17 protein-coding genes, 2 tRNA genes and 1 riboswitch are annotated in these 21082 nt (G+C 74.5%); of the genes, 6 read left to right on the top strand and 13 right to left on the bottom strand.

The window, feature by feature from the left end; all coding sequences use genetic code 11:
- Nucleotides 1–5: 5 nt before the first annotated feature.
- The 8 genes from DNL40_RS02105 to DNL40_RS02070 all read right to left on the bottom strand — a co-directional run bounded on the left by DNL40_RS02105 (nt 6) and on the right by DNL40_RS02070 (nt 11167).
- The gene (locus DNL40_RS02105) at nt 6–503 is read right to left on the bottom strand and encodes an acyl-CoA thioesterase (protein ID WP_111249551.1); all 498 of its coding nucleotides are present in this window, start codon (nt 501–503) and stop codon (nt 6–8) included.
- A 56-nt stretch (nt 504–559) separates the two neighbouring features.
- Nucleotides 560–2275 carry a GTPase gene (locus DNL40_RS02100; protein ID WP_111249550.1) on the bottom strand — a complete coding sequence of 572 codons (1716 nt, stop codon included), beginning with the start codon at nt 2273–2275 and terminating at the stop codon, nt 560–562.
- On the bottom strand, nt 2272–4350 hold the full coding sequence (locus DNL40_RS02095) for a dynamin family protein (protein WP_111249549.1): 2079 nt from the start codon (nt 4348–4350) through the stop codon (nt 2272–2274). Before DNL40_RS02095 ends, DNL40_RS02100 begins: the two co-directional genes overlap by 4 nt.
- 149 nt (nt 4351–4499) lie before the next feature.
- Nucleotides 4500–6182 carry an energy-dependent translational throttle protein EttA gene (gene ettA, locus DNL40_RS02090; RefSeq protein ID WP_111249548.1) on the bottom strand — a complete coding sequence of 561 codons (1683 nt, stop codon included), beginning with the start codon at nt 6180–6182 and terminating at the stop codon, nt 4500–4502.
- A 100-nt stretch (nt 6183–6282) separates the two neighbouring features.
- Complete coding sequence (locus tag DNL40_RS02085) at nt 6283–6825, bottom strand: single-stranded DNA-binding protein (RefSeq protein ID WP_111249547.1); 543 nt, start codon at nt 6823–6825, stop codon at nt 6283–6285.
- A gap of 49 nt (nt 6826–6874) precedes the next feature.
- Nucleotides 6875–8449 (bottom strand): GTPase, encoded by a 1575-nt coding sequence (locus DNL40_RS02080; protein WP_111249546.1) that lies wholly within the window; start codon nt 8447–8449, stop codon nt 6875–6877.
- The gene (locus DNL40_RS02075; protein WP_111249545.1) at nt 8446–10107 is read right to left on the bottom strand and encodes a GTPase; all 1662 of its coding nucleotides are present in this window, start codon (nt 10105–10107) and stop codon (nt 8446–8448) included. Before DNL40_RS02075 ends, DNL40_RS02080 begins: the two co-directional genes overlap by 4 nt.
- A 130-nt stretch (nt 10108–10237) precedes the next feature.
- Nucleotides 10238–11167 carry an NADP-dependent oxidoreductase gene (locus DNL40_RS02070; RefSeq protein ID WP_111249544.1) on the bottom strand — a complete coding sequence of 310 codons (930 nt, stop codon included), beginning with the start codon at nt 11165–11167 and terminating at the stop codon, nt 10238–10240.
- 184 nt (nt 11168–11351) lie between these two features.
- On the opposite strand from DNL40_RS02070, the gene DNL40_RS02065 reads away from it, so the two are divergent.
- From DNL40_RS02065 to DNL40_RS02055, 3 genes are read left to right on the top strand one after another with little or no spacing between them, the layout of a single operon-like run.
- Entirely contained in the window at nt 11352–12410 is a 1059-nt protein-coding gene (locus DNL40_RS02065; protein ID WP_111249895.1) for a dihydroxyacetone kinase subunit DhaK, read from the top strand.
- Nucleotides 12407–13051 (top strand): DAK2 domain-containing protein, encoded by a 645-nt coding sequence (locus tag DNL40_RS02060; protein WP_111249543.1) that lies wholly within the window; start codon nt 12407–12409, stop codon nt 13049–13051. The genes DNL40_RS02065 and DNL40_RS02060 overlap by 4 nt, the downstream gene beginning before the upstream one ends.
- A 53-nt stretch (nt 13052–13104) precedes the next feature.
- Nucleotides 13105–13434, top strand: a complete 330-nt coding sequence (locus DNL40_RS02055) for a hypothetical protein (RefSeq protein ID WP_111249542.1) — start codon at nt 13105–13107, stop codon at nt 13432–13434.
- A 111-nt stretch (nt 13435–13545) separates the two neighbouring features.
- Here DNL40_RS02055 and thiC read toward each other — a convergent pair whose 3' ends face one another.
- The 3 genes from thiC to DNL40_RS02040 form a co-directional block, all read right to left on the bottom strand.
- Entirely contained in the window at nt 13546–15357 is a 1812-nt protein-coding gene (gene thiC / locus DNL40_RS02050) for a phosphomethylpyrimidine synthase ThiC (protein ID WP_111249541.1), read from the bottom strand.
- Nucleotides 15351–15462: riboswitch (TPP riboswitch) on the bottom strand. (Overlaps the previous gene by 7 nt.)
- Nucleotides 15463–16053: 591 nt before the next feature.
- Entirely contained in the window at nt 16054–16920 is an 867-nt protein-coding gene (locus DNL40_RS02045; RefSeq protein WP_111249540.1) for a hypothetical protein, read from the bottom strand.
- A 512-nt stretch (nt 16921–17432) separates the two neighbouring features.
- Nucleotides 17433–17505 (bottom strand) — tRNA-Arg (locus DNL40_RS02040).
- A gap of 194 nt (nt 17506–17699) precedes the next feature.
- Between DNL40_RS02040 and DNL40_RS02035 the strand changes: the two genes are divergently transcribed.
- The 3 genes from DNL40_RS02035 (at nt 17700) to DNL40_RS02025 (ending at nt 18824) form a co-directional block, all read left to right on the top strand.
- Nucleotides 17700–17906 carry a hypothetical protein gene (locus DNL40_RS02035; protein WP_111249539.1) on the top strand — a complete coding sequence of 69 codons (207 nt, stop codon included), beginning with the start codon at nt 17700–17702 and terminating at the stop codon, nt 17904–17906.
- Between the two features lie 150 nt (nt 17907–18056).
- Nucleotides 18057–18695 carry an oligoribonuclease gene (orn, locus tag DNL40_RS02030; RefSeq protein ID WP_111249538.1) on the top strand — a complete coding sequence of 213 codons (639 nt, stop codon included), beginning with the start codon at nt 18057–18059 and terminating at the stop codon, nt 18693–18695.
- A gap of 56 nt (nt 18696–18751) precedes the next feature.
- Nucleotides 18752–18824, top strand: a tRNA-His gene (locus DNL40_RS02025).
- A 199-nt stretch (nt 18825–19023) separates the two neighbouring features.
- Here DNL40_RS02025 and DNL40_RS02020 read toward each other — a convergent pair.
- Both DNL40_RS02020 and DNL40_RS02015 read right to left on the bottom strand, forming a co-directional pair.
- Nucleotides 19024–19935 carry an ATP-grasp domain-containing protein gene (locus DNL40_RS02020; protein ID WP_111249537.1) on the bottom strand — a complete coding sequence of 304 codons (912 nt, stop codon included), beginning with the start codon at nt 19933–19935 and terminating at the stop codon, nt 19024–19026.
- A gap of 60 nt (nt 19936–19995) precedes the next feature.
- Nucleotides 19996–21051, bottom strand: a complete 1056-nt coding sequence (locus DNL40_RS02015) for an ABC transporter ATP-binding protein (protein WP_245885581.1) — start codon at nt 21049–21051, stop codon at nt 19996–19998.
- Between the last annotated feature and the right edge of the window lie 31 nt (nt 21052–21082).

The raw sequence follows: 21082 nt of genomic DNA, 5'->3' as shown, positions 1-21082 counted from the left end.
TCGTCTCAGCGGCGGAAGCTCACCGGCGCCTCGACGAACTGAGCCCAGGCGGCGCGCTCGTCGTCGCTGATGCGGCGCGGACGCCCCGTCGCGGCGTCCACGACCACGATGGTGGTGGCGGCCTTCGCGTACGGAGAGGCGCCGGACGCCGGCCCTGTGCGGGGGAAGCCGCCCGGGGCGCCGTCGTGCACCTCGTAGCAGACCTGCAGGCTCGCCCCGCCGATCGAACCGATCCACAGCTCGACCCGCACGGGCCGGCGCGTGAAGCCCAGCGGGCGCAGGTACTCGATCTGCTGGCTGGCCACGAAGGTGTGGCTGGTGGCGTGCGGGCCGGTGTCCAGGATCGCGGTGGGCCACGACTCCCCCACCTCGTCCGGCGAGTGCTTCCAGAACGCGGTGATCCGGGCGTCCTCGAGCAGGCGGAACATCTCGACGTTGTTGACGTGCTGGTAGGCGTCGAGATCGGACCAACGGGTGTGGACGGGTACGTGCAGGCGAGTCACCAGCGAAGGCTAACCCCGCCACCTGGGGGCCGGCTGCCCCCGGCGCTCCCTGCTGCTCAGGAGGCGGCCAGGCGGGCGGCTGCCCGGCACCGCGCCAGCGCGGCCAGCTCGTCGCCCACCGGCTGACGCACGTGGGTGTCGGTCACCTTGGCCACCGCCTGGCGCAGCCGCCGCTGGGCGCGCGCGGCACGCCGTCGCGCTCCCACCGCGCCGAGCAGCCGCGAGGCGAGAGCGAGCAGCACCCCCGCGAGCAGGCCGCCGACCAGCAGGACCGTGCCCCAGGGCAGGGCCAGGCCGTCCCCCTCGCCGCCCCACGCCCGGCCGCCCACGGTCAGGACCGGCGTCGGCAGGGCCGGAAGCTGGAGGTAGGCCGTGAGGAACGCGGCCCCCAGCCAGAGCGCGCCGGCCACGGCCGCCAGGAGCAGCAACCACTGGAGGACGTCGACCACCCGCCACCACAGCGGCCGGCGTGCCGGCTCCATCGCGGTGCCGGCCACGGCCTGGTCGAGGGCGTCGGGCAGCCGGTCGACGGCGTCGGCCACCCGGCGCCGGGCGGCCAGGACCCACGGGTCCGGCGCGCCCTGCGTCACCTGGTCCACGTAGGCGCGCACGGCCGACGCCGAGGCCGCACGCACCCCGGGGCGGGCAGCGGGCAGCGAGGTGCGCAGCAGGTCGGGGCGGCCCGCGGGCACGCGGAGCTCGTCCGGGCGCAGCCCCAGGCGCCGCAGCGGGTCGGGACGCAGCCTCCCGAGCCAGCGCGTGACCGGCCACCCCGTCGCCGCCCGCGCGTCCCGGGTGGCGGAGCGGCGCACCGCGTCGACAACGGTCGGGACGCCGGCGGCGGCCTCCAGCGCCGCCCCGAGGGCGGTCTGCGCACGCTCCTGCGCCTTCTCCGGCGGTCCCTCCCCGCACGCCGCCGCGATCCGCTCGGCCACGGCCCGCTCGTCCAGGACGAGCCGCGCCGTCGCCGCCTCACGGCGAGACGCGGCCTCGGCCAGCAGGCCGCGCAGCTCGTCGACCCCCTGGCCGGTCCGGGCAGACAGCGCCAGCACGCGCGCCCCGGCGAGGCCGTCGGCGGCCACCAGCCGCTCGAGGTCCGCGCGCATCGCCTCGGCGTCCGCGGGCGCGAGCCGGTCCACCTGGTTGAGCGCCACCACCACGACGTCGGCACGCCCGGCCAGCGGACGCAGGTACCGCTCGTGCAGGGCGGCGTCCGCGTACTTCTGGGGGTCCACCACCCACACGAGCAGGTCGGCTCGCTCCACCAGCCGCTCGGCCCGCACCCGGTGCTCGGTGACCACCGAGTCGTGGTCCGGGAGGTCGAGCAGCACCAACCCGGACGTGATGCCCGCCGGGGTGCGGTGCCGGCGGAACAGGCCCGTGACGCCGCGGGTCTGGCCCGTCGTCGGCTCCGGCTCGGGCGGCGCAGCCCCCGCCGTCATCTGACGCCGGGTGGGCACCTCGAGCCAGTCGAGCAGCGGGTCGGCGCCCTCACCCCAGACCGCGGCCAGGGCGTGCGCCGTCGTCGGGCGCCGCACGCCCGCCGTGGCCACCTCGTCACCGGTGACGGCGTTGAACACGCTGGACTTGCCGGACCCGGTGGCACCGGCCAGGGCCACGACGGTGTGCTCGGCGGACAGCCCGCCGCGCTCGTGGGCGCGGGCCACCACCCGGCGTGCCTCGTCCAGCAGCGGCTCGTCCAGACGGCCTGACGCCTCGTGCAGGGCCGACTCGAGCGCCACCGTGCGCTCGGCGAGGTCGATGCGGCTCATGCGCGGCCCCGCCGGCCGAACAGACGCCCCCAGAACCCGGGATCGTCGCGCCCCTCCGTCTCCGTCGTGACGTCGCCCCTCCCGGGCGACGCGGCCGGCACGGGGTGCGACTCCGGGCGCTCCGGCGGCCGCACCGTCCCTGCGCCGCGCAGCAGACGGCCCGTCCACGGGCGGGTCGTGCCCGCGGGCCGCTCCGGGCGCCCGGCACGCTCGTGCGCCGCGGCGTCCTCGACCCGGCGCGCGACCTCCCGCAGCCCTGGTCCGCCCGCCTCTGCCGTGCCCAGCGCGTCGAGCTGGGCCACGTACCGGGCCGCCTGCCCCGTCATCACGGCCGCGACGCGGGCCGAGAGCCGCTGCTTGGCCTGCGCCGCCAGCCGCCGGACCGCGTCGTCGCCGAAGACGGCCTCCAGCAGCTTCTGCGCCACGATCGCCGTGCCGCCCGCGATGCCGATCTCCGCCCCCGTCAGGCCCGCCGACGCCGCGAACACCACCACCATGAGGCTGACACCGAGCGCGTTGACGCCGAGCGACAGCGCCCGGGCCGTGCCACGCCGCGCGGCGCCCTGCTCGCGCACCAGGGCCAGCACGTCACCCTGCCAGCCGCGCACCTGCTCCCCGATCTCCGTGCGCAGGTTGGCGCTGGTGCGCGACAGCTCCAGGCCGTCCAGCAGCGGTGCCCCCGCAGGGTCGCCCCGCCACGCGTCGTAGGTGCGCTCGGCCGCCTGCTCGGCCGCGTCGAGCACCACGGACTCCAGGCCGTGCGCGATCGCCTGCTCCACCTGCGGCGCCTGCGTGGGGCGGCCGCGGAAGAACGCGCCGACGGCGTCGCGCACACGGCCCACGCCCTTCTCCACCGACCGGAAGAACTCCCCCGTGCCCACGAAGTCCTGCCAGCGTGCCAGCACCTCGCCCCGCATGATCGCGCCGTCCGACGTCGCCTGCTCCACCTGGCGCACCGCGTCGTCGTGATGGCGCTCGGCCGCCTCCCGCAGGCGCGCGTCGGCGGCCTCCTGCGCGTCGGCGGCGTCCGCCAGGTGCACCGCCCGGCGCACCAGGTCGTCGACGACGCCGTCCCGCGTCGCCGTGATGACCCGGCGCCTCGCCTCCGGGTCGCCGCCCAGGCCGGACAACCAGGTGGAGACCTCTGCGACGGCACGCTCAGGCAGCAGGCCACCGTCCAGACTCTCCGGACCCTCCCGCCCCGCCTCGGGCACCACGAAGACGGGTGCCTCGCCCAGCCCGTGCTCACCCGTCATGCGGCGCAGGTCCTCGACGACAGCCTCCGCGCCCGGGTCCACCCGGTCGAGCACCAGCGCCACCTGGGCGTGCCGCTCGGCGGCGGTGCGCAGCAGGTCCCACGGGACGGCGTCCGCGTACCGGGCGGCCGTCGTGACGAACAGCCACAGGTCCGCAGCGCCCAGCAGCTGCGCCGCCAGCTCGCGGTTCGCCGTCTCGACCGAGTCGATGTCGGGCGCGTCCAGCAGCGCCAGCCCCTGCGGCAGCGCCTCCGACGCGACGAGCCGCAGCGTGCGCCCCGCCCCCGCGCCAGACCGGGCGCCCGCAGCACCGTGCGCTGGTTCTGGCACGGCCGGCCCTGGCACGGCTGGTTCGGGCACGGCGGTCGTGACGCGGGCCAGGCCCGGCAGCACGCGCTCGGTCGTGAACCAGCGCGCGTCCAGGGGGTGGTGCACCAGCACCGGGGAGCGCGTGGTGGGCCGCAGCACCCCCGGGGCGGTGACGTGCTCGCCCAGCACCGAGTTGACCAGCGTGGACTTGCCCGCCCCGGTGGAGCCACCCACGACGACGAGCAGGGGCGCCCGCTCGGCCCGCAGCCGCGGCAGCAGGTAGTCGTCGAGCTGGTCGACGGCGCGCGCCAGGTCGGCACGAGCCGCGGGGGCGCCCGGAGTCTCGAGCGGCAGCCGCAGCGCCGCCAGCCGTGCGCGCAGGGCGTCGAGCGCGTCCACCAGCTCGGCCGCCCGCGGGTCGCTCGTCAGCGCCTCGGCCGCCACCGACGTCCGGCGGGGTGACGACGTCTCCGTCGCGGGGCGCTCAGAGACGTCGTCCGGGTCGGTCATGGCCCCATGATTACCCGGAGAGCGGTGCCTTCGCAGGCCAGCACCTGCTGGCCGCACCCGCGCGCACCTCGCACCCACCTCGTTCCGGGACGCCGAGAGGGCCGGGCGGTCGCGACGGTGCGCGGCCACCCGGCCCTCTCGGTGCGACGTCAGTCGCGCGTGAGCTTGCGGTGCGTCACACGGTGCGGGCGAGCCGCCTCGACGCCCAGGCGCTGGACCTTGTTCTCCTCGTAGGAGGCGAAGTTGCCCTCGAACCAGTACCAGCTCGCCGGGTTCTCGTCCGTGCCCTCGTAGGCCAGGATGTGCGTGGCCACGCGGTCGAGGAACCACCGGTCGTGGGACACGACCACGGCGCAGCCGGGGAACTCCAGCAGCGCGTTCTCGAGCGAGCCCAGGGTCTCGACGTCGAGGTCGTTGGTGGGCTCGTCGAGCAGCAGCAGGTTGCCGCCCTGCTTGAGGGTGAGCGCGAGGTTGAGGCGGTTGCGCTCACCACCGGAGAGCACGCCGGCCGGCTTCTGCTGGTCCGGCCCCTTGAAGCCGAACGACGCGACGTAGGCGCGCGACGGGATCTCGGTGTTGCCCACCTTGATGAAGTCGAGCCCGTCGGACACGACCTCCCACAGCGTCTTCTTCGGGTCGATGCCGCCGCGCGACTGGTCGACGTACGAGATGGAGACCGTCTCACCGATCTTCAGCTCACCGCCGTCGAGCGGCTCCAGGCCCACGATCGTCTTGAACAGCGTGGACTTGCCGACGCCGTTGGGGCCGATGACGCCGACGATGCCGTTGCGCGGCAGCGTGAACGACAGGCCCTCGATGAGCTTGCGGTCGCCGAAGCCCTTCTCGAGGTCCTTGGCCTCCAGCACCAGGTTGCCCAGGCGCGGCCCCGCGGGGATCTGGATCTCCTCGAAGTCGAGCTTGCGCGTGCGCTCGGCCTCGGCCGCCATCTCCTCGTAGCGGGCCAGACGGGCCTTGCTCTTGGCCTGGCGGCCCTTGGCGCTCTGGCGCACCCACTCGAGCTCGTCCTTGAGGCGCTTGGCGAGCTTGGCGTCCTTCTTGCCCTGCACCTCGAGGCGGGCCTGCTTCTTCTCCAGGTAGGTGGAGTAGTTGCCCTCGTACGGGTACAGGCGGCCGCGGTCGACCTCGCAGATCCACTCGGCCACGTGGTCGAGGAAGTAGCGGTCGTGCGTGACGGCCAGCACGGCGCCGGGGTAGGTGGCCAGGTGCTGCTCGAGCCACAGCACCGACTCGGCGTCGAGGTGGTTGGTGGGCTCGTCGAGCAGCAGCAGGTCGGGCTTCTCGAGCAGCAGCTTGCACAGCGCGACGCGGCGGCGCTCACCACCGGAGAGCACGTTGACCGGGGCGTCCGGCGGCGGGCAGCGCAGCGCGTCCATCGCCTGCTCGAGCTGGGAGTCGAGCTCCCAGGCGTCGGCGTGGTCGATGGCCTCCTGCAGCTCGCCCATCTCGGCGAGCAGCGCGTCGAAGTCGGCGTCGGGCTCCGCCATCAGGCCGGAGATCTCGTTGAAGCGGTCGATCTTGGCCTTGATGCCCGCGACCGCCTCCTCGATGTTGCCGAGGACGGTCTTCTCCTCGTTCAGCGGCGGCTCCTGCTGGAGGATGCCCACGGTGTAGCCGGGCGACAGGCGGGCCTCGCCGTTGGACGGCTGCTCCAGCCCGGCCATGATCTTGAGGATCGTGGACTTCCCGGCCCCGTTGGGGCCCACGACGCCGATCTTCGCGCCGGGCAGGAAGTTCAGCGTCACGTCGTCGAGGATGACCTTGTCGCCGTGCGCCTTGCGCGCCTTGTACATGGTGTAGATGAACTCAGCCACTGGCTCGTTTCCACCGTTTCGATCGCTCGGTACTGCAGGGAGCAGGATGCTGGGGGGGCCGGCACTCGCGGCCGACCCCCCAGCCTACGCGACGCAGCCCTCAGACAGGCACTGCCTGCCGCTCGTCCTCGTGCTCCAGCACGTCGGGCTCGACGTCCTCCTCCACGGGCCCGGGCACCCCCTCCTGGCCCGCGCCCAGGGCTGCCGCCCCGCCCGCGGGAGCGCCGGCGGGGAGCACCTCGGTGTGCACCGTGCGCGTGTAGCGGGCCACGCCCCGGGCCACGTCCACCGCCACGGTCGCGTTCTCGACCGCCAGCGCGTGCCGCGTCTCGCTCACCTCGTGCACCGCGCCGTCGGCGCCGCGCACCTCCTTGGTGACCTCGTACTCCTCGAAGGCCAGACGGCCGGAGACCACCACCGGGGTGCCCTTGCGCAGCGACTCGACCACGTTGAGCGCCCGGTCGCCGAAGGAACGCACCGTGAACCACATGGTGGGCCCGTCGCCCCACTCGCCCGTCCGCGGGTCGCGCACTCGCCGTGTGCTGGCCACCCGGATCGAGGTCCAGCGGGTACCGCTGCCCGAGGTGTACAGCGTGGGGTCCTGGCCGACGTGGCCGACCACCGTCACGTTGACGTCGCTCATGAGTCCTCCTGTCACGGGGCCGGTCGGTCACCGGCCGCTGCGAGGAGGATCAGGCGACGGGCGCGGTGACCGCCCCGTCGCGCGCGGCATCTGTGGACGGCCGCGCGACGGCCTCGGCAGGGGGCAGCGTCACGGGTCCGGTCAGCGGCGGCGGGACCGGACGGTCGAGAGCCGCCTCCGCCAGCTCACGCACACGCCGGTGCTCGGCCAGCAGCTCCTGCGTCGGCCGGCCGAGACCGTCGACGAGCACCTTCTCCAGGGCCGACCGTCCGTCGCGGGCGACGCCCTCGGCACGACGGCGCGCCAGCGAGCGCCTGGCCAGCACCCCGGCCAGCGCGCACCCTGCCCCACCCACGACCAGCACGGCGGCGACAGCCCACAGCACGGCCGGCCAGGGGGCGTCCAGGTCGAGCACCCCACCGGTCACCAGGCCCGCCAGGACGCCGACGACCACGCCGGCGCCGAGCAGCGACCACGCCACCCGGCGCAGCGTCCGAGCATGGCGCGGTCCCCTGACGTCCAGACGCACCGAGCGCGTCGCGTCCGTCACGGCGGCACGCAGCGCGTCCGCGCCCTGCACCGCCTCGGCCATCGCGCGCTGCCACCCGGGGCGCAGCGACGCGCCCGCCCAGGTCAGCCACCGTGCCCGCGCGAGCGTGATCGCGTCCCGGTCCGGCACCGGGAACTCCGGCATGCCGTACCCGTTGCGCACGGCCGCCCCGACCTGCCCCGCCACCGCGTCCAGCCCTGTCGCCTCCACCAGGCCGGGCAGCTCGCGCGCCACCGCCTGGTCGAGCTGCCACGGCACCTCCGCCGGCGTCTGGGACAGCAGCAGCCGTGCCGCGGCGTCCAGCTCTCCCGCGGCCCGCCCGGCCGCGACCGAGCGACGCGAGCACACCTCCTCCAGGACCTCCCGCACCTGCGCCACACCCTCGCCCGTGCGCGCCGAGACGGCCACGACCGGCACACCGTGCAGGCCGTCGTCCTCCAGCAGGCGGCCCAGGTCGGTCAACAGCTCCTCGCGGCGGCCCTGCGGCACCGTGTCCATCTGGTTGAGCAGCACGAGCATGGACGCCTCCATGCCCACCGACTCGCGCAGGTACCCCGAGTGCAACGCGTCGTCCGCGTACTTCTGCGGGTCCACCACCCAGATGAGCAGGTCGACCAGCGGCAGCACCCGGTCCACCACCTCGCGGTGCGCGGGCTCGACCGAGTCGTGGTCGGGCAGGTCCAGCAGCACGAGGCCGTCCAGCGCGCCCAGGTCGCCCTCGAGCTCGTCGGCCTGCACGATGCGGCGCTCCCGGTCCACCCCTACCCAGTCGAGCAGGGCCTCGGCGCCGTCGTCCCAGGAGGCTGCCGTGACCCGTGCCGTCGTCGGCCGCTTGATGCCGACGTCGGCGAAGGACAGGCGCGAGATCTTGTTGAACAGGCTCGACTTGCCGGACCCGGTACCGCCCGCGAGCGCCACCACCGTGTGGTCGACGCCGAGCGCCAACCGCTCGCGCACACCCTCCACGGCCTGGCGCACCCGCGCCCGCGTGGCCTCGTCGGTGCGTGCGCCCACGAGCGACAACGCCTCCGCGAGGTCCTCCGTGCGGGCCCGCAGGGTGATGTCGTCGGTCACGTGAGCCTCCTCAGCTCGGCGAGGCGGACGCGCAGGCCGGAGGCCGCGTCCTGAGCCAGGTTCGGGGAGTCGAGGTTCGCCACCACGGCGTCGAGCTCGGCGTCGACGGTGGTCGCCGCGCGGTCGGCGAGGTCCTCGCGCAGGGCCTCGACCGCCTCCGTGTGCAGGTCTCCCAGGACCCGCACCAGGAGCCGCGCCGCGTCGTCGCTGCCGGCCGCGGCAGCCAGCAGCAGGGTGCCGAGCCCGTGGGGGCCGAACGCCTTGACGGCCGCGGACGCCCGCGCAGCGGTCTCCCCCGTGCCGAGCAGCTCGACCACCTGCTCGGCGCTCGCCGACCATCCCTCGACCGCCGTGGCGACGGCAGCCTCGCGTGCGGTGGCGCGCTCGGCGGTCTCGGGGACGACGGCGGTGCCGCCCGCCGGGGCACCGGGCCCCGTGAGGACGGCGCGCAGGCGCTCCTCGACGCGGGCCCCGGCGGCCTCGAGCGTGCGCACGGCCGCGGCCTCGACGTCGGACCGCAGGGTGCGCAGCGCGTCTTCCCGGCGCCGGCCGGTGCGGCGCAGCGACCGCACGGCCCCGTCCTTGACCTTGACCCGGTCGACCTTGGCGGTGCCGGACAGCTCGCGCCAGCGGGCCTCGACGGCGGCACCGGCGACGACGCCGGCCTCGACGCCGTCCCGGGCGAGCTTGCGGGCGGCGGGGCGCTCGTGCTCGACGACGGCGCGCAGGTGGTCGGCGGCCTCGCCCTGGGCGTCCACGGCGTCGGCCAACGACGTCACCCAGGCGGGCAGCGCACCGAGCGCCCCCTTCAGGGTGCGGACGATGACGGCGCGCGACCGCTCAGGTCCGGCGAGCAGCGCCAGCCACCGGCGCACGGGCTGGACCACCTGCGCGTCCAGCAGGCCCTCGTGGGGGCCGACGTCGGGCACGACGAACAGCGGCACGTCCGTCATGCCGTGCTCGCGCAGGCGCTGCAGCAGGTCGGCGCGGATCGTCGTCAGCGTCTCCGGAGGGACCCGGTTGAGCACCATCGCCACCGACGCGCCACGCTCGGTGGCGCGCGCCAGCGCCTGCCAGGGCAGGGCGTCGCCGTAGCGGGACGCCGTGGTGACGAACAACCACAGGTCGGCCGCCTCGAGGAGCTGCTGGGCGGTGCTGCGGTTCTCGGAGAGGAACGAGTCGAGGTCGGGGGCGTCCAGGAGCGCGGTGCCGCGCGGCACGCCGTCGTGGTAGACGACCCGCGACGCCTCCGTGACGGGGCCCGGCTGGATCACCTCGATGTCGGCGGGGTTGAACGCCAGCACCGGCTCGCGGGTGGTGGGACGCAGCACGCCGGCCTGGGAGATCTCCTCCCCCAGCAGCGAGTTGTACAGGGTGGACTTGCCCGCGCCCGTCGACCCTGCCACCACCACCACGGCGGGCGACGACAGCTCGCGCAGGCGCGGCAGCAGGTGCTCGTCCAGCTGGGCGAGCAGGCGCCCGCGGGACGACTCGGCGGCCGAGGCGCCGTCGATCGGGAGGGGGAGCCGGACGGCGTCGACGTCGCGGCGCAGGTCCCGCGCGACGTCGTAGACGGTGATGCCGAGCTCGTCGGCGACGGCGGGGTCCGGTCGGCCCGCGACCTGGCGGGCGGCGCGCGATCCCAGTGGCAGTGTCACGGGGTCATCCTCGCTGGTGGGCGCGCGCTCGCCAAACGACCGCGCCGGTGGTGGCGCAAGGTCGTGCGGGTCACCGGCGCGTCCGCGGGCGCCCGGGACCGCTCGTACCGGTGCACGGCTGCCGGCCACCTCAGAAGGTCAGCACGAGCCGGCCACGGACCCCGCCGGCCTCCAGGCGGCGGTGCGCCTCGGCGGCCTGCTCGGCGGGGTAGGTCTGCGCCACGCGCAGCGTCAGCACGCCGTCGTCGGCCAGCCGGACCACCTCGTCCAGCCAGCCCTCGCGGTGCAGGTAGTCCGCTGGCAGCACGAGCGGGGTGCGCACGCCGCGGTCGGCCTCGCCGTCGAACGGGCGCACGCAGACGAGCACGCCGCCGTCGCGGACCGCAGGCAGGACGGCCACCTGCAGCAGGGCGGCGTCCAGCACGGCGTCGACGCCGCCGGGCTCGGCGGCCCGCACCGCCGCGGCGAACCCGTCACCCCGCGGCAGCACCGTGTCGGCGCCCAGGCTCTCGACCAGCTCCCGGTCCTCGTCCGCGGCGTCGGCCACCACGCGGTAGCCGCGGTGGTGGGCGAGCTGCACCGCGAACGCGCCCACGGCGCCGGCGGCGCCGGTCACGGCGAGCGTGCCGGCGGGCGGCAGGTCGGCCAGCTCGAGCGCCCGCTGCACGGTGAGCCCGTTGAGCGGGAGGGTCGCGGCGGCCACCAGGTCCAGGCCGTCGGGCAGCAGGGCCACCGACGTGTCCGGCACGACGACGCGCTCGGCGTAGGCGCCGCCCTGGGGGCGCCTCGGGTTGACCGCCGCGACGACGCGGTCCCCGGGCGAGAGCTCGACACCGTCGCCCACCGCCACCACCACGCCGGCGAGGTCCATGCCGGGCACGTAGGGCGGCTCGAGCCCGTCGGGGATGCCGACGCCCTCGCGCAGGGCGATGTCGGTGGGGTTGACGGTCGCAGCGTGCACCGCCACCACGAGCTCGTGCGGGCCGGGCTGCGGGTCGGGGAGGTCGAGCACCTGCAGCCGGTCCGGACCGCCCGTCGTCGTCACTCCGATCGCGCGCATGCCGCCACGCTAGCCAGGTCTGCCGCACCCGCACGGCGACCCAGCGCCCCCGCCCCCCGCCGACCGTAGGGGTCTGTCACGGAACCGGGGTCGTCCCGTGACAGACCCCTACGCTCGGGCGCCGTCGGTGGCGCGGTCCGGCTCGGCGCGCGTCCCGCCCGGACCCGATGAGAGTGTGGAGCGCATGGACCGCCTCTTCCTCCCGACCGAGGGCGTCGACGCGTCGCTGCGCGGCTTCGCCCGCGCGCACGCCGGGCTCGTGGAGCTGCACGAGGACCCGACCTACCTGCTGGCCCGCGAGCGCCACCCCGACCGCCGGGTGGGAATCGTCTCGGGCGGCGGCTCGGGCCACGAGCCCATGCACGCGGGGTTCCTGGGCCGCGGCCTCCTGGACGCCGCCGTCCCCGGCCGCGTCTTCGCCTCGCCCCACAACCGGCAGGTCTACGAGGCCGGCAAGGCGGTGGCCGGCCCCGACGGCGTGCTGCTGGTGGTGAAGAACTACACCGGGGACCGCATCAACTTCGGCATCGCGGCCGAGCGCCTGCGCGCCGACGGCGTCGAGGTGCGCCGGGTCCTGGTGGACGACGACGTCGCCACCGAGAGCGAGGAGACCGGCACCGGTCGGCGCGGCACGGGGGCCACCCCTGTCGTGGAGAAGCTGCTCGGCGCCGCCGCCGACTCCGGCCTCGGGCTCGACGAGCTGGCTCACCTGGGCGAGCGCGTCGTGGCCGCCTCGCGCAGCCTCGCCGTCGCCTCCCGCGCTCAGACCCGACCGGCCGACGGTGGCCCCGCGTTCGAGCTGCCCGACGGCGAGCTGGAGTACGGCGTCGGCATCCACGGCGAGCGCGCGCAGCGCACCGTCTCTTACGAGGGGCTCGAGCACCTCGTGCCGCGGATGGTGAGCGACGTGCTGGACAGCCTCGAGCGCGCGGAGGCCACCGGGGACGACGTGCTGCTGCTCACCAACGGCATGGGCGCCACGACCTTGCTCGAGCTGTACACGGTGCACGACGCCGCGGCCGGTGCCCTGGAGGAGCGCGGGCTACGGGTGGCGGCGCAGGCGGTGGGGACGCTGGTGCCCGGTCTGGACATGGCCGGGTTCTCCCTGACCGTGACCCGCCTGCGCGACGACTGGCTCGACCTGTGGCGCGCACCCGCCGTCACCCCCGCGTTCCCGGCACCGACCGACATCCCGGCCGGCACCCCGACCGGCTCCCCCGCACCCGTGGAGGCGACCCGATGAGCGCTCCCGCCCTCGACCAGCACGCCATCCTCCAGGCGTACGCCGACGCCGCCGTCGCCGCGCGCGACGAGCTCACCCGGCTCGACCAGCTCGCCGGTGACGGCGACTTCGGCGACAACCTGCGCGAGGGGCTGGCCGCCGTGCGTGCCGGGATCGAAGCCGCACCCGGCGAGCCGGCGTTCCGCACCGGCGCGCAGGTGTTCCTCGACGAGGTGGGCGGCACGTCCGGCCCGCTGCTCGGGCTGCTGCTGCAGTCGGTGGCCCAGGCCCTCGGCACGGCCGGCGCCGCGGGCGACGAGCGGCACGCGTTCGCCGACGGCGTCCGGGAGGGGCTCGCGGCCATCCAGCGCGTGGGCGAGGCCGAGGTGGGCGACCGCACCCTTGTCGACGCCCTCAGCCCCGCGGCCGACGCGCTGGCCGAGGGCGCCGGGTACGCCGACGTCGCCCGTCGGGCCCGGCAGGGCGCCCTGGACACCGCCGACCTGCGCGCCCGCCAGGGCCGCGCCAGCTACCTCGGCGACCGAGCGAAGGGTGCGCCCGACGCCGGCGCGCTCGGCGTCGCGCTGCTCTTCTGGGCGGTGGCACGCGTGGCGGAGCCCGACGCCGACCTCGGGGACCCGGTGGCATTCGTCTCGCCCTGAGCGTTTCGCCCGTTTGGTGACATGCGTCACGATCGCCGCTACGTTGGACGCCCATGAAGCGCACAGGGTTCGTGACCGTGGCCGCAGCGACGATCCTCCTCGCCGGGTGCGGCGGCGGCGCCGAGCAGACCGAGCACGCCGTCGAGCCCGCCCAGGCGTGCCACGAGGCGTTCGCCCAGGCGCTCGAGGCGGACGAGATGCAGGACTCCCGCCAGGCCCTGTGGCCCGCGTTCGAGGAGTGCGCCACCCTCGACGACTTCGCCGCCGCGGCCTCCGCGCACCCCGAGGTGCTCGGCGAGGTGGTCCCCGAGACCTACGCGAGGACCCAGTGCGAGTTCGAGCCCGCGCTGGAGGCCTCCGCGCTCTGCACGAACCTCGACTGAGGTCTCGGCGGGTGCCGCACGAGCAGCACCCGCCGAGAGCGTGCCCAGGACCTCGCCCAGGCGCTCGCCAGGCCGCGCACCGGGCCGTCGGGACCCGGTGCGCGGTGCCGGCTATCCCCGCCCGGGGACGACCGGGTCGGGAAGGTAGACCCTGCCGCCCGCCGCGCGGAACTCGCGGGCCTTGGCCGCCATCCCCTCCTCCACGACCCGCGCCTGCCCCTCCGCGTCACCGAACTCCGAGCGGATGTCCTGAGAGATGCGCATCGAGCAGAACTTCGGCCCGCACATCGAGCAGAAGTGGGCAGTCTTGGCCGGCTCGGCGGGCAGCGTCTCGTCGTGGAACGACTCCGCCGTCTGCGGGTCCAGGGACAGGCCGAACTGGTCGCGCCAGCGGAACTCGAACCTCGCCTTGGACAACGCGTCGTCCCGGTCCCGGGCGCCCGGGTGCCCCTTGGCGACGTCGGCCGCGTGCGCGGCGATCTTGTAGGTGATCACCCCGGTCTTCACGTCGTCCCGGTCGGGCAGCCCCAGGTGCTCCTTGGGGGTCACGTAGCAGAGCATCGCGGTGCCGTACCGGGCGATCTCCGTGGCCCCGATCGCGCTCGTGATGTGGTCGTACCCCGGGGCGACGTCCGTCACCAGCGGGCCGAGCGTGTAGAACGGGGCGCCCTTGCACAGCTCCTGCTGCCTCTCCACGTTCTCCCGCACCAGGTGCAGCGGCACGTGCCCCGGCCCCTCCACCATGACCTGCACGTCGTAGGCCCACGCCCGCTCGGTCAGCTCGGCCAGCGTCTCCAGCTCGGCGAACTGTGCGGCGTCGTTCGCGTCCGCCAGCGAGCCCGGCCGCAGGCCGTCCCCCAGCGAGAAGGCCACGTCGTACCGCGCGAAGATCTCGCACAGCTCGTCGAAGTGCTCGTAGAGGAAGTTCTCCCGGTGGTGCCCCAGGCACCAGCCGGCCATGATCGACCCGCCCCGCGAGACGATCCCCGTCACCCGCTCGGCCGTGAGCGGCACGTACCGCAGCAGCACCCCCGCGTGGACGGTCATGTAGTCCACGCCCTGCTCGCACTGCTCGATCACCGTGTCCCGGTACACGTCCCAGGTCAGCGCCTGGTGGTCCCCGCCGACCTTTTCCAGCGCCTGGTAGATCGGCACGGTGCCGATGGGCACCGGGGAGTTGCGCAGGATCCACTCCCGCGTGGTGTGGATGTCGTCACCGGTGGACAGGTCCATGACCGTGTCGGCACCCCACTGCGTCGCCCACCGCATCTTGGCGACCTCCTCGGCGATCGACGACGTCACCGCCGAGTTGCCGATGTTCGCGTTGACCTTCACGGTGAACGCCCGGCCGATGATCATCGGCTCGGACTCCGGGTGGTTGATGTTGCTCGGGATGATCGCCCGGCCGGCCGCCACCTCGGAGCGGACCAGCTCGACGTCCACGCCCTCGCGCAGCGCGACGAAACGCATCTCCGGCGTCACCACGCTCTGACGGGCGTAGTGCATCTGGGTGACCCGCCGGCCCGGCAGAGCCCGCAGCGGCGGGCGCTGCTCACCCTTCCACTCCTGGCTCGCCGCACCACGACGCAGCGCCCGGCTGCCGTCGTCCTCCAGGCGCCGCCCGCGCGCCTCGTACGTCTCGACGTCGCCGCGGGCCGCGACCCACTCCGCGCGCAGCGGCGGCAGGCCCCGCACCGGGTCGCTGCCCGGCCCCGTGGTGCGGTAGGTGAAGAACGGCGGGTTCGGGGTGCCGTCCGGCGAGTCGTCCTGGGCGATCCGCGTGACTGGCACCCGGATCCCGTGCTCCTCGTCCACCACGTAGTCCGCGGTGTGCGTCCGGTAGTTCAGCGGCGACGCTGCGTCGCCGGCCGCTGCGTGAGCGTCCTCGGTGCGGGGCGAGTCCTGGGCAGGGGTACGCGTCATGAGCTCCTTCTTCCTTCGCCGGCATGACCCGGACAGGTTCGAACGGTGCTCGGACAGCGGCAGTCCGATCTCAGCTCTGTGCTCAGAGCGCCCGTGAGGTTGGCGGCACCGTACTACAGGACAGCGTGCGAGGGCTCAGCCGAGGAGAGCAGGCGGGCAGGTCACCCCGCGCGTCACGAGCCGGTCCGAGCGCTCCGAGCGCCTGTGACTTGAGGGGGCGTCACGGCGGAGGTCGAGAATCGCGGTATGGAAACATCGGAGGATGAGGACTTGGGGCTTGCTCGCGGCCCTGGTGGGAGCTCTTCTCGCCTGCCTCGTTGCCATCCTGTTCCTCATTGGCGAGGGCACACCACGATGTGAGCTTGTGGAGAACCGGGTGGACGGCATCAACTACGCGATGCCCAACTGCCCATGATTCGGCACTCGGAGTTCATCGAGCCCCGTGGCTCCAAGACGTCGTCCGCCGTCATGGCGCGGATGCCTAGCGCGTCCTGAACTCACCGAGTGGACTATCACCAGCTCCATCTCGCCCCACGGGGAGCCTCCCGCTCTACCCGGGCTCAGCCGTCGCGGGGTGGCGCAGCCTGAACCTCGTGATCCGGGTTTTGGAAGAGGGTCTTTCGGAGGGCTCAGGCCTCGAAATGACACTGACCCGCACCGCCACGAGAGCGGTGCGGGTCAGTGGATCAGGAGTGGTCAGCAGTTGTTGCTAGTCCAAGTATTGCCGGCCTCGTCCATGTGGATGCAAGTACCGCCACCGAACACCTTGTCTATGATGGAGTCCCAGTCCGCCGAAGACCCGCCACCCGATGAACCGCCGCTAGGGGTGCCACCCGACGACTTCGGAGCCGAGGAGCCCGACGAACCCGACTTGGCCGTGCTGCCGCCCGACTTGGTCGAGGTCGAGGACTTGGTACCCGAGCCGGACGAGGACTTGGCAGCAGCCTGCCGCTGAGCCGCAGCGGCCTTCTCCGCCGCAGCCCGCTCGGCAGCGGCACGCTCCGCAGCGATCCGGGCCCGCTCCGCCTCCTCCCACGCCTTGGTCGCGTCCTGCACCTGCTGGGTCGTGGACTCCACCGAGCCCTTGGCGTCCGTACGCACCTTGGTGGCGGACTGCACCGCCTCGAGGCTCTGGGTGTCCACCTCGCCCGTGATCGCCAGCGCGGCGTCCAGGGCGTCACGCAGGGCCTGACGGACCTGGTTGTCCGCGACCTTGCCCTCGGTGGCAGCCAGCACCTCCTCGCCGGTGATCACCGACTGGCCCAGCGCCGCCTTCGCCTCCTCCAGCTGAGCGACCGCCTCCCGCAAGAGGAACTCGGCGTGGGAGCCCTCGACCGCCCGCACCGCCTGGTCGAGGGTGCTCGCCGCCTCGTTGAGCGCAGCCAGCGCCGCTTCCACCTCGGCAAGCGCCGAGCGCGCCTCGTCCAGGGTGTCGCCGGTGCGCGGTGCCCGGACGTCAGACGCCCGCCGCGCCTGGGCGACGGCCTGCTCCAGGGCGGGGCGCACGGCGGGATCGTCGACCTTGCCGTCCGTCTGGGCAAGAAGCTCCTCGGCGGCCTGCACCTGGGTGGTCAGCGTCGCGGCGCGCGCTTCGCTGGTCCTGGGCCGCCACCACCTGGGTGAGCGTCTGGTCGATCCTGACCTGGTTGCTGTGCCGCGCGTAGGCGACTCCGCCGACACCGGACAGCACAAGGGCCGCCGCCACACCGGCGGCGACCGTCACCCGGCGGCGCGGTCGCCCCCGCCACCAGTGCCGCTCGGTCCCGTCGTCCAACTGCCCCGGCTCCACCATCCGCGTCTCCCTTCCCTGGGCTGGCGGCAGGCATCCTGCCCCGCCGTGCTGCACAGAACCCCCGGAGCAGCACGCTCCAGAAGATCCTCCGTTCGGATCGGCTAGCACTGCCCGACCGTGAGCAGGCCCACCGGACCGTCGCCGTGACGTTCGCGTGGGCCAGGGGTGAGACCGGCAGAGCGTGAGCCGGGGTCAGGTCGTTCGGGGCGGAACCCTCGATGGGCGAACGACACCGCCCACTGGCGACGTCGTGCAGGAGACACCTGGCCGCCCCTGCTCAGCGTGCCCCCGGCAGGACTCGAACCTGCAACCTACGGATTAGAAGGCCGGTGCTCTATCCATTGAGCTACGGAGGCGCGGCCCCACGGGTGGGGCGTCGGCGGCCATGCTACCGATGCGGCGGACGGGGCCGTCGAAAATGCCTCGCTCCGTGTCGGTGCCTCCTGGGAGAGTTCTGAACGCACCGCGGTGACGATCCGCCGGCTCTGTGCCGGTGGTGGAGGGGACCTGGCCCGTCCCGCCACTCCACGTCACGAGAGAGAAGAACCCCATGCACCCCGAGATGGTCCACGCGCTGGCGCGGGCCGACCACGAGGAACGGCTCGCCAGGGCCGAGCAGGAGCGCCTGGCCCGGACGCTGCGACGGCAGCGTCGGGAGGAGCGCAAGGAGCGGCGTCGTCTGCGCCGCACCGAGCGTGCCGAGCAGGCCGACCGCAGCAGCCGCCCTGCGGCGGCGTCCGCCTGGCGAACCGCATGACAGCAGGAGTCCCGACGCCGGCCCCCCAGGGCCGGTGCCGCACCAGCCCGGGCAGCACGCCCGGGTCCGAGAGCCCCGCTCCCCCGCGCGCTCGCCACGAGCGGCCGGGGATCGGGGCTCTCGCCGTACGGGGCACGTAGGCTGACCCGCGTGAGCCCTGCTTCCCCGAACGACCGCATCGTGTGGATCGACTGCGAGATGACCGGCCTGGACGTCCGTTCGGACGCCCTGGTGGAGGTCGCCGCCGTCGTGACCGACTCCGAGCTCAACGTGCTGGGCGACGGCGTCGACGTCCTGATCGCCCCGCCGGCCGAGGCGCTGGAGGGCATGGACGACTTCGTGCGTGACATGCACACCCGCTCCGGCCTGCTGGAGGAGCTGAAGACGGCGGGCACGATGGCCGACGCCGAGAAGGCCGTCATGGAGTACGTGACCGAGTGGGTGCCGGACCCGCGCAAGGCGCCGCTGGCGGGCAACTCGGTGGGCACGGACAAGATGTTCCTCGATCGGGACATGCCGCAGCTGGTGGGCCACCTGCACTACCGCATCATCGACGTCAGCTCGATCAAGGAGCTGGCCCGCCGGTGGTTCCCGCGCGTGTACTTCGCCTCTCCGAAGAAGGACGGCGGCCACCGCGCGCTGGCGGACATCCTGGAGTCGATCGACGAGCTCCGGTACTACCGCGAGGCGCTGTTCGTGCCCCAGCCGGGCCCGGACTCGGCGACCGCGCGCGCCGTGGCGGCCCGGATCTCCGAGACGTCGGTCACCAAGCGGCCCACGGTGTCCTGACCGCCCGAACCCTCGGGTATGCTTTCCGTCGGCCGGTGCGCGAGCGCCCGGTCATGGTGGGTATAGCTCAGCTGGTAGAGCACCTGGTTGTGGTCCAGGGGGTCGCGGGTTCAAGTCCCGTTACTCACCCCGCAGAGACGAGGCCCGGGCCTCGATCGCCGGAGACGGCGGTCGGGTCCCGGGCCTTCGTCGTCGTGGCCCGAGGGCATCGGGACAGCGCGCAGGTCCGCCGCACCCCCCGAGCAGCCGGGGCCCGCGCGACCGCCGAGAGACACGAGGCCCCGCACCGACCGGTGCGGGGCCTCGTCGTCGTGCGAGAAGGGGGGCGTCAGGCCACGCGCGCCGCGATCGCGTCGGCGAACCGGGTCAGCGTGGGGACGGCACCGGAGTACTGCATCCACAGCGACGGCTCGGTCAGCTCCAGCTCGATCACCAGCGGGCCCTCGTCCCCGGAGACCAGGTCGACGCGGGCGTACAGCAGCGGGTCGGTCAGCCCCAGCTCGGCGGCGGCCACCTCGAGGGCCTTCGTCGCCACGGAGAGCTGCTCGGGCGTCGCCTCGACCGGCGACATCTTCTCCTCCATGTACAGGCCCAGGCCCACGGTGGGGCGTGACGGACCGGTGAGGAGGGCGTTCTTGCGGGTCGCGTGCTGGAAGACGCCGTCCACGAAGGTCAGGCAGGTCTCGCCGGTGGTGTCCACGCTGGTCACGTAGGGCTGGATCATCACCCAGCGGCCCGAGTCGAGCAGCCGCCGCGCGTGCTCGATCGCCAGGGCGCGCGACTGGGCGCTCACCGGCTGGTAGCGGCCCGTGTCCTTGGCCCCCGCCGAGACCACCGGCTTGACCACGAAGTCGCCGAACGCCGGCATGCGGGTGTGCACCGCGCGCTTGGAGAAGTGCCTCGCGGGGTCGAGCCAGATGGTGGGGATGACCGGCACGGAGGCGGCCTCGAGCGCCCGCAGGTACGACTTGTCCGTGTTCCAGCGCAGCACGTCCGCCGAGTTGGCGATGCGCGGCACCGACTCCGCCCAGGCGACGAACTCCTCGCGACGGGTCGAGTAGTCCCACGTCGAGCGCACCACGACCAGGTCGTAGGCGGGCCAGTCGACGTCGGGGGCGTCCCACACGACGGGCTCCGCCGTGACGCCGCGGTCCGCGAGCGCGGCGACCAGCGGCTTGTCGTCGGCGTCGAGCTGGGGCAGGTCGGAGCAGGTGGCGAGAGCAACGCGCTTGGTGGTCACGGACCGAGCCTAACGGGCACGGCGCGCCGAGGCCGGGGCCGAGCGACCCCCGCTCCAGGGTCAGGCGGTCCCCGTGCCCATCCGGGCCCCGCCCGCCGCTGCGGGCGGCACGTCGGCGCGGGGTGCCGCGCCGTCTGTCGCCCGGCGCAGGGCGGCCAGGACGCCGTCGGCCGTGAGGACGCCGACGACGGTGCCCGCCGTGTCCGTCACCGCGACGCGCGCCGGCGCGCCGGCGCCCGCAGGCAGTGCGGCCAGCGCGTCGAACGCGTCGGCGAGCGTCGCGCCCAGCGGCACCCGCGGAGCGCCGTCGAGCGCGAGGTGACCCGGATCGCGTCCCAGGTCCTCCGGCGCGACGCGGGCGAGCTGGAGGACCCGGAGCGCGGCCCCCTCCCCCACGAACTCCCGCACCCGCTCGGTGGCGGGGTGCGCCAGCACGGCCAGGGGCGGTGCCACCTGCTCCAGGTGACCGCCGCGCGACAGGACGGCCACGCGCCGTCCCAGGCGCACGGCCTCGTCGATGTCGTGGGTGACCAGCACCACGGTGGAGCCGACGTCGGCCAGGATCTGCGCCAGCTCGGCCTGCAGGTACCGGCGCAGCTCCGGGTCCACGGCACCGAACGGCTCGTCCAGCAGCAGCACCGGCGGGTCGGTGGCCAGCGCGCGGGCCACGCCCACCCGCTGGCGCTCTCCCCCGGACAGCTCGTGCGGGTACCGGCGCCCGTAGGTGGCGGCGGGCAGGCCCACCAGCTCCAGCACCTCACCGACCCGCTCGCGCGTGCGGCGCCGGTCCCAGCCCAGCAGGCGGGGCACCGTGGCGACGTTCGCGGCGACCGTGCGGTGCGGGAGCAGGCCGACGTCCTGGATGACGTACCCCGTGCGGCGGCGCAGCCGGACCGGGTCGATGGTGGAGGTGTCGACACCGTCGATCAGCACCCGGCCGCCCGTCGGCTCGACGAGCCGGTTGATCATCCGCAGCGTGGTCGACTTGCCGCAGCCCGACGGCCCCACCAGGGCGAGCACCTCGCCGGGCTCGACCACGAGGCTCAGGGAGCCCACCGCGACCGTCCCGTCCGGGTATGCCTTGCTGACGGCGTCGAGCTCGATGCGTGCGGACACGCCCCCCAACCTACGTGACCGGGTAGGTTCG

This window comes from Xylanimonas oleitrophica, from assembly GCF_003244315.1.
Taxonomy (GTDB): Bacteria; Actinomycetota; Actinomycetes; order Actinomycetales; family Cellulomonadaceae; genus Xylanimonas_A; species Xylanimonas_A oleitrophica.
The sequence above is the reverse complement of the archived record's forward strand: the minus strand, read 5'-3'. Positions and strand labels throughout refer to the sequence as shown.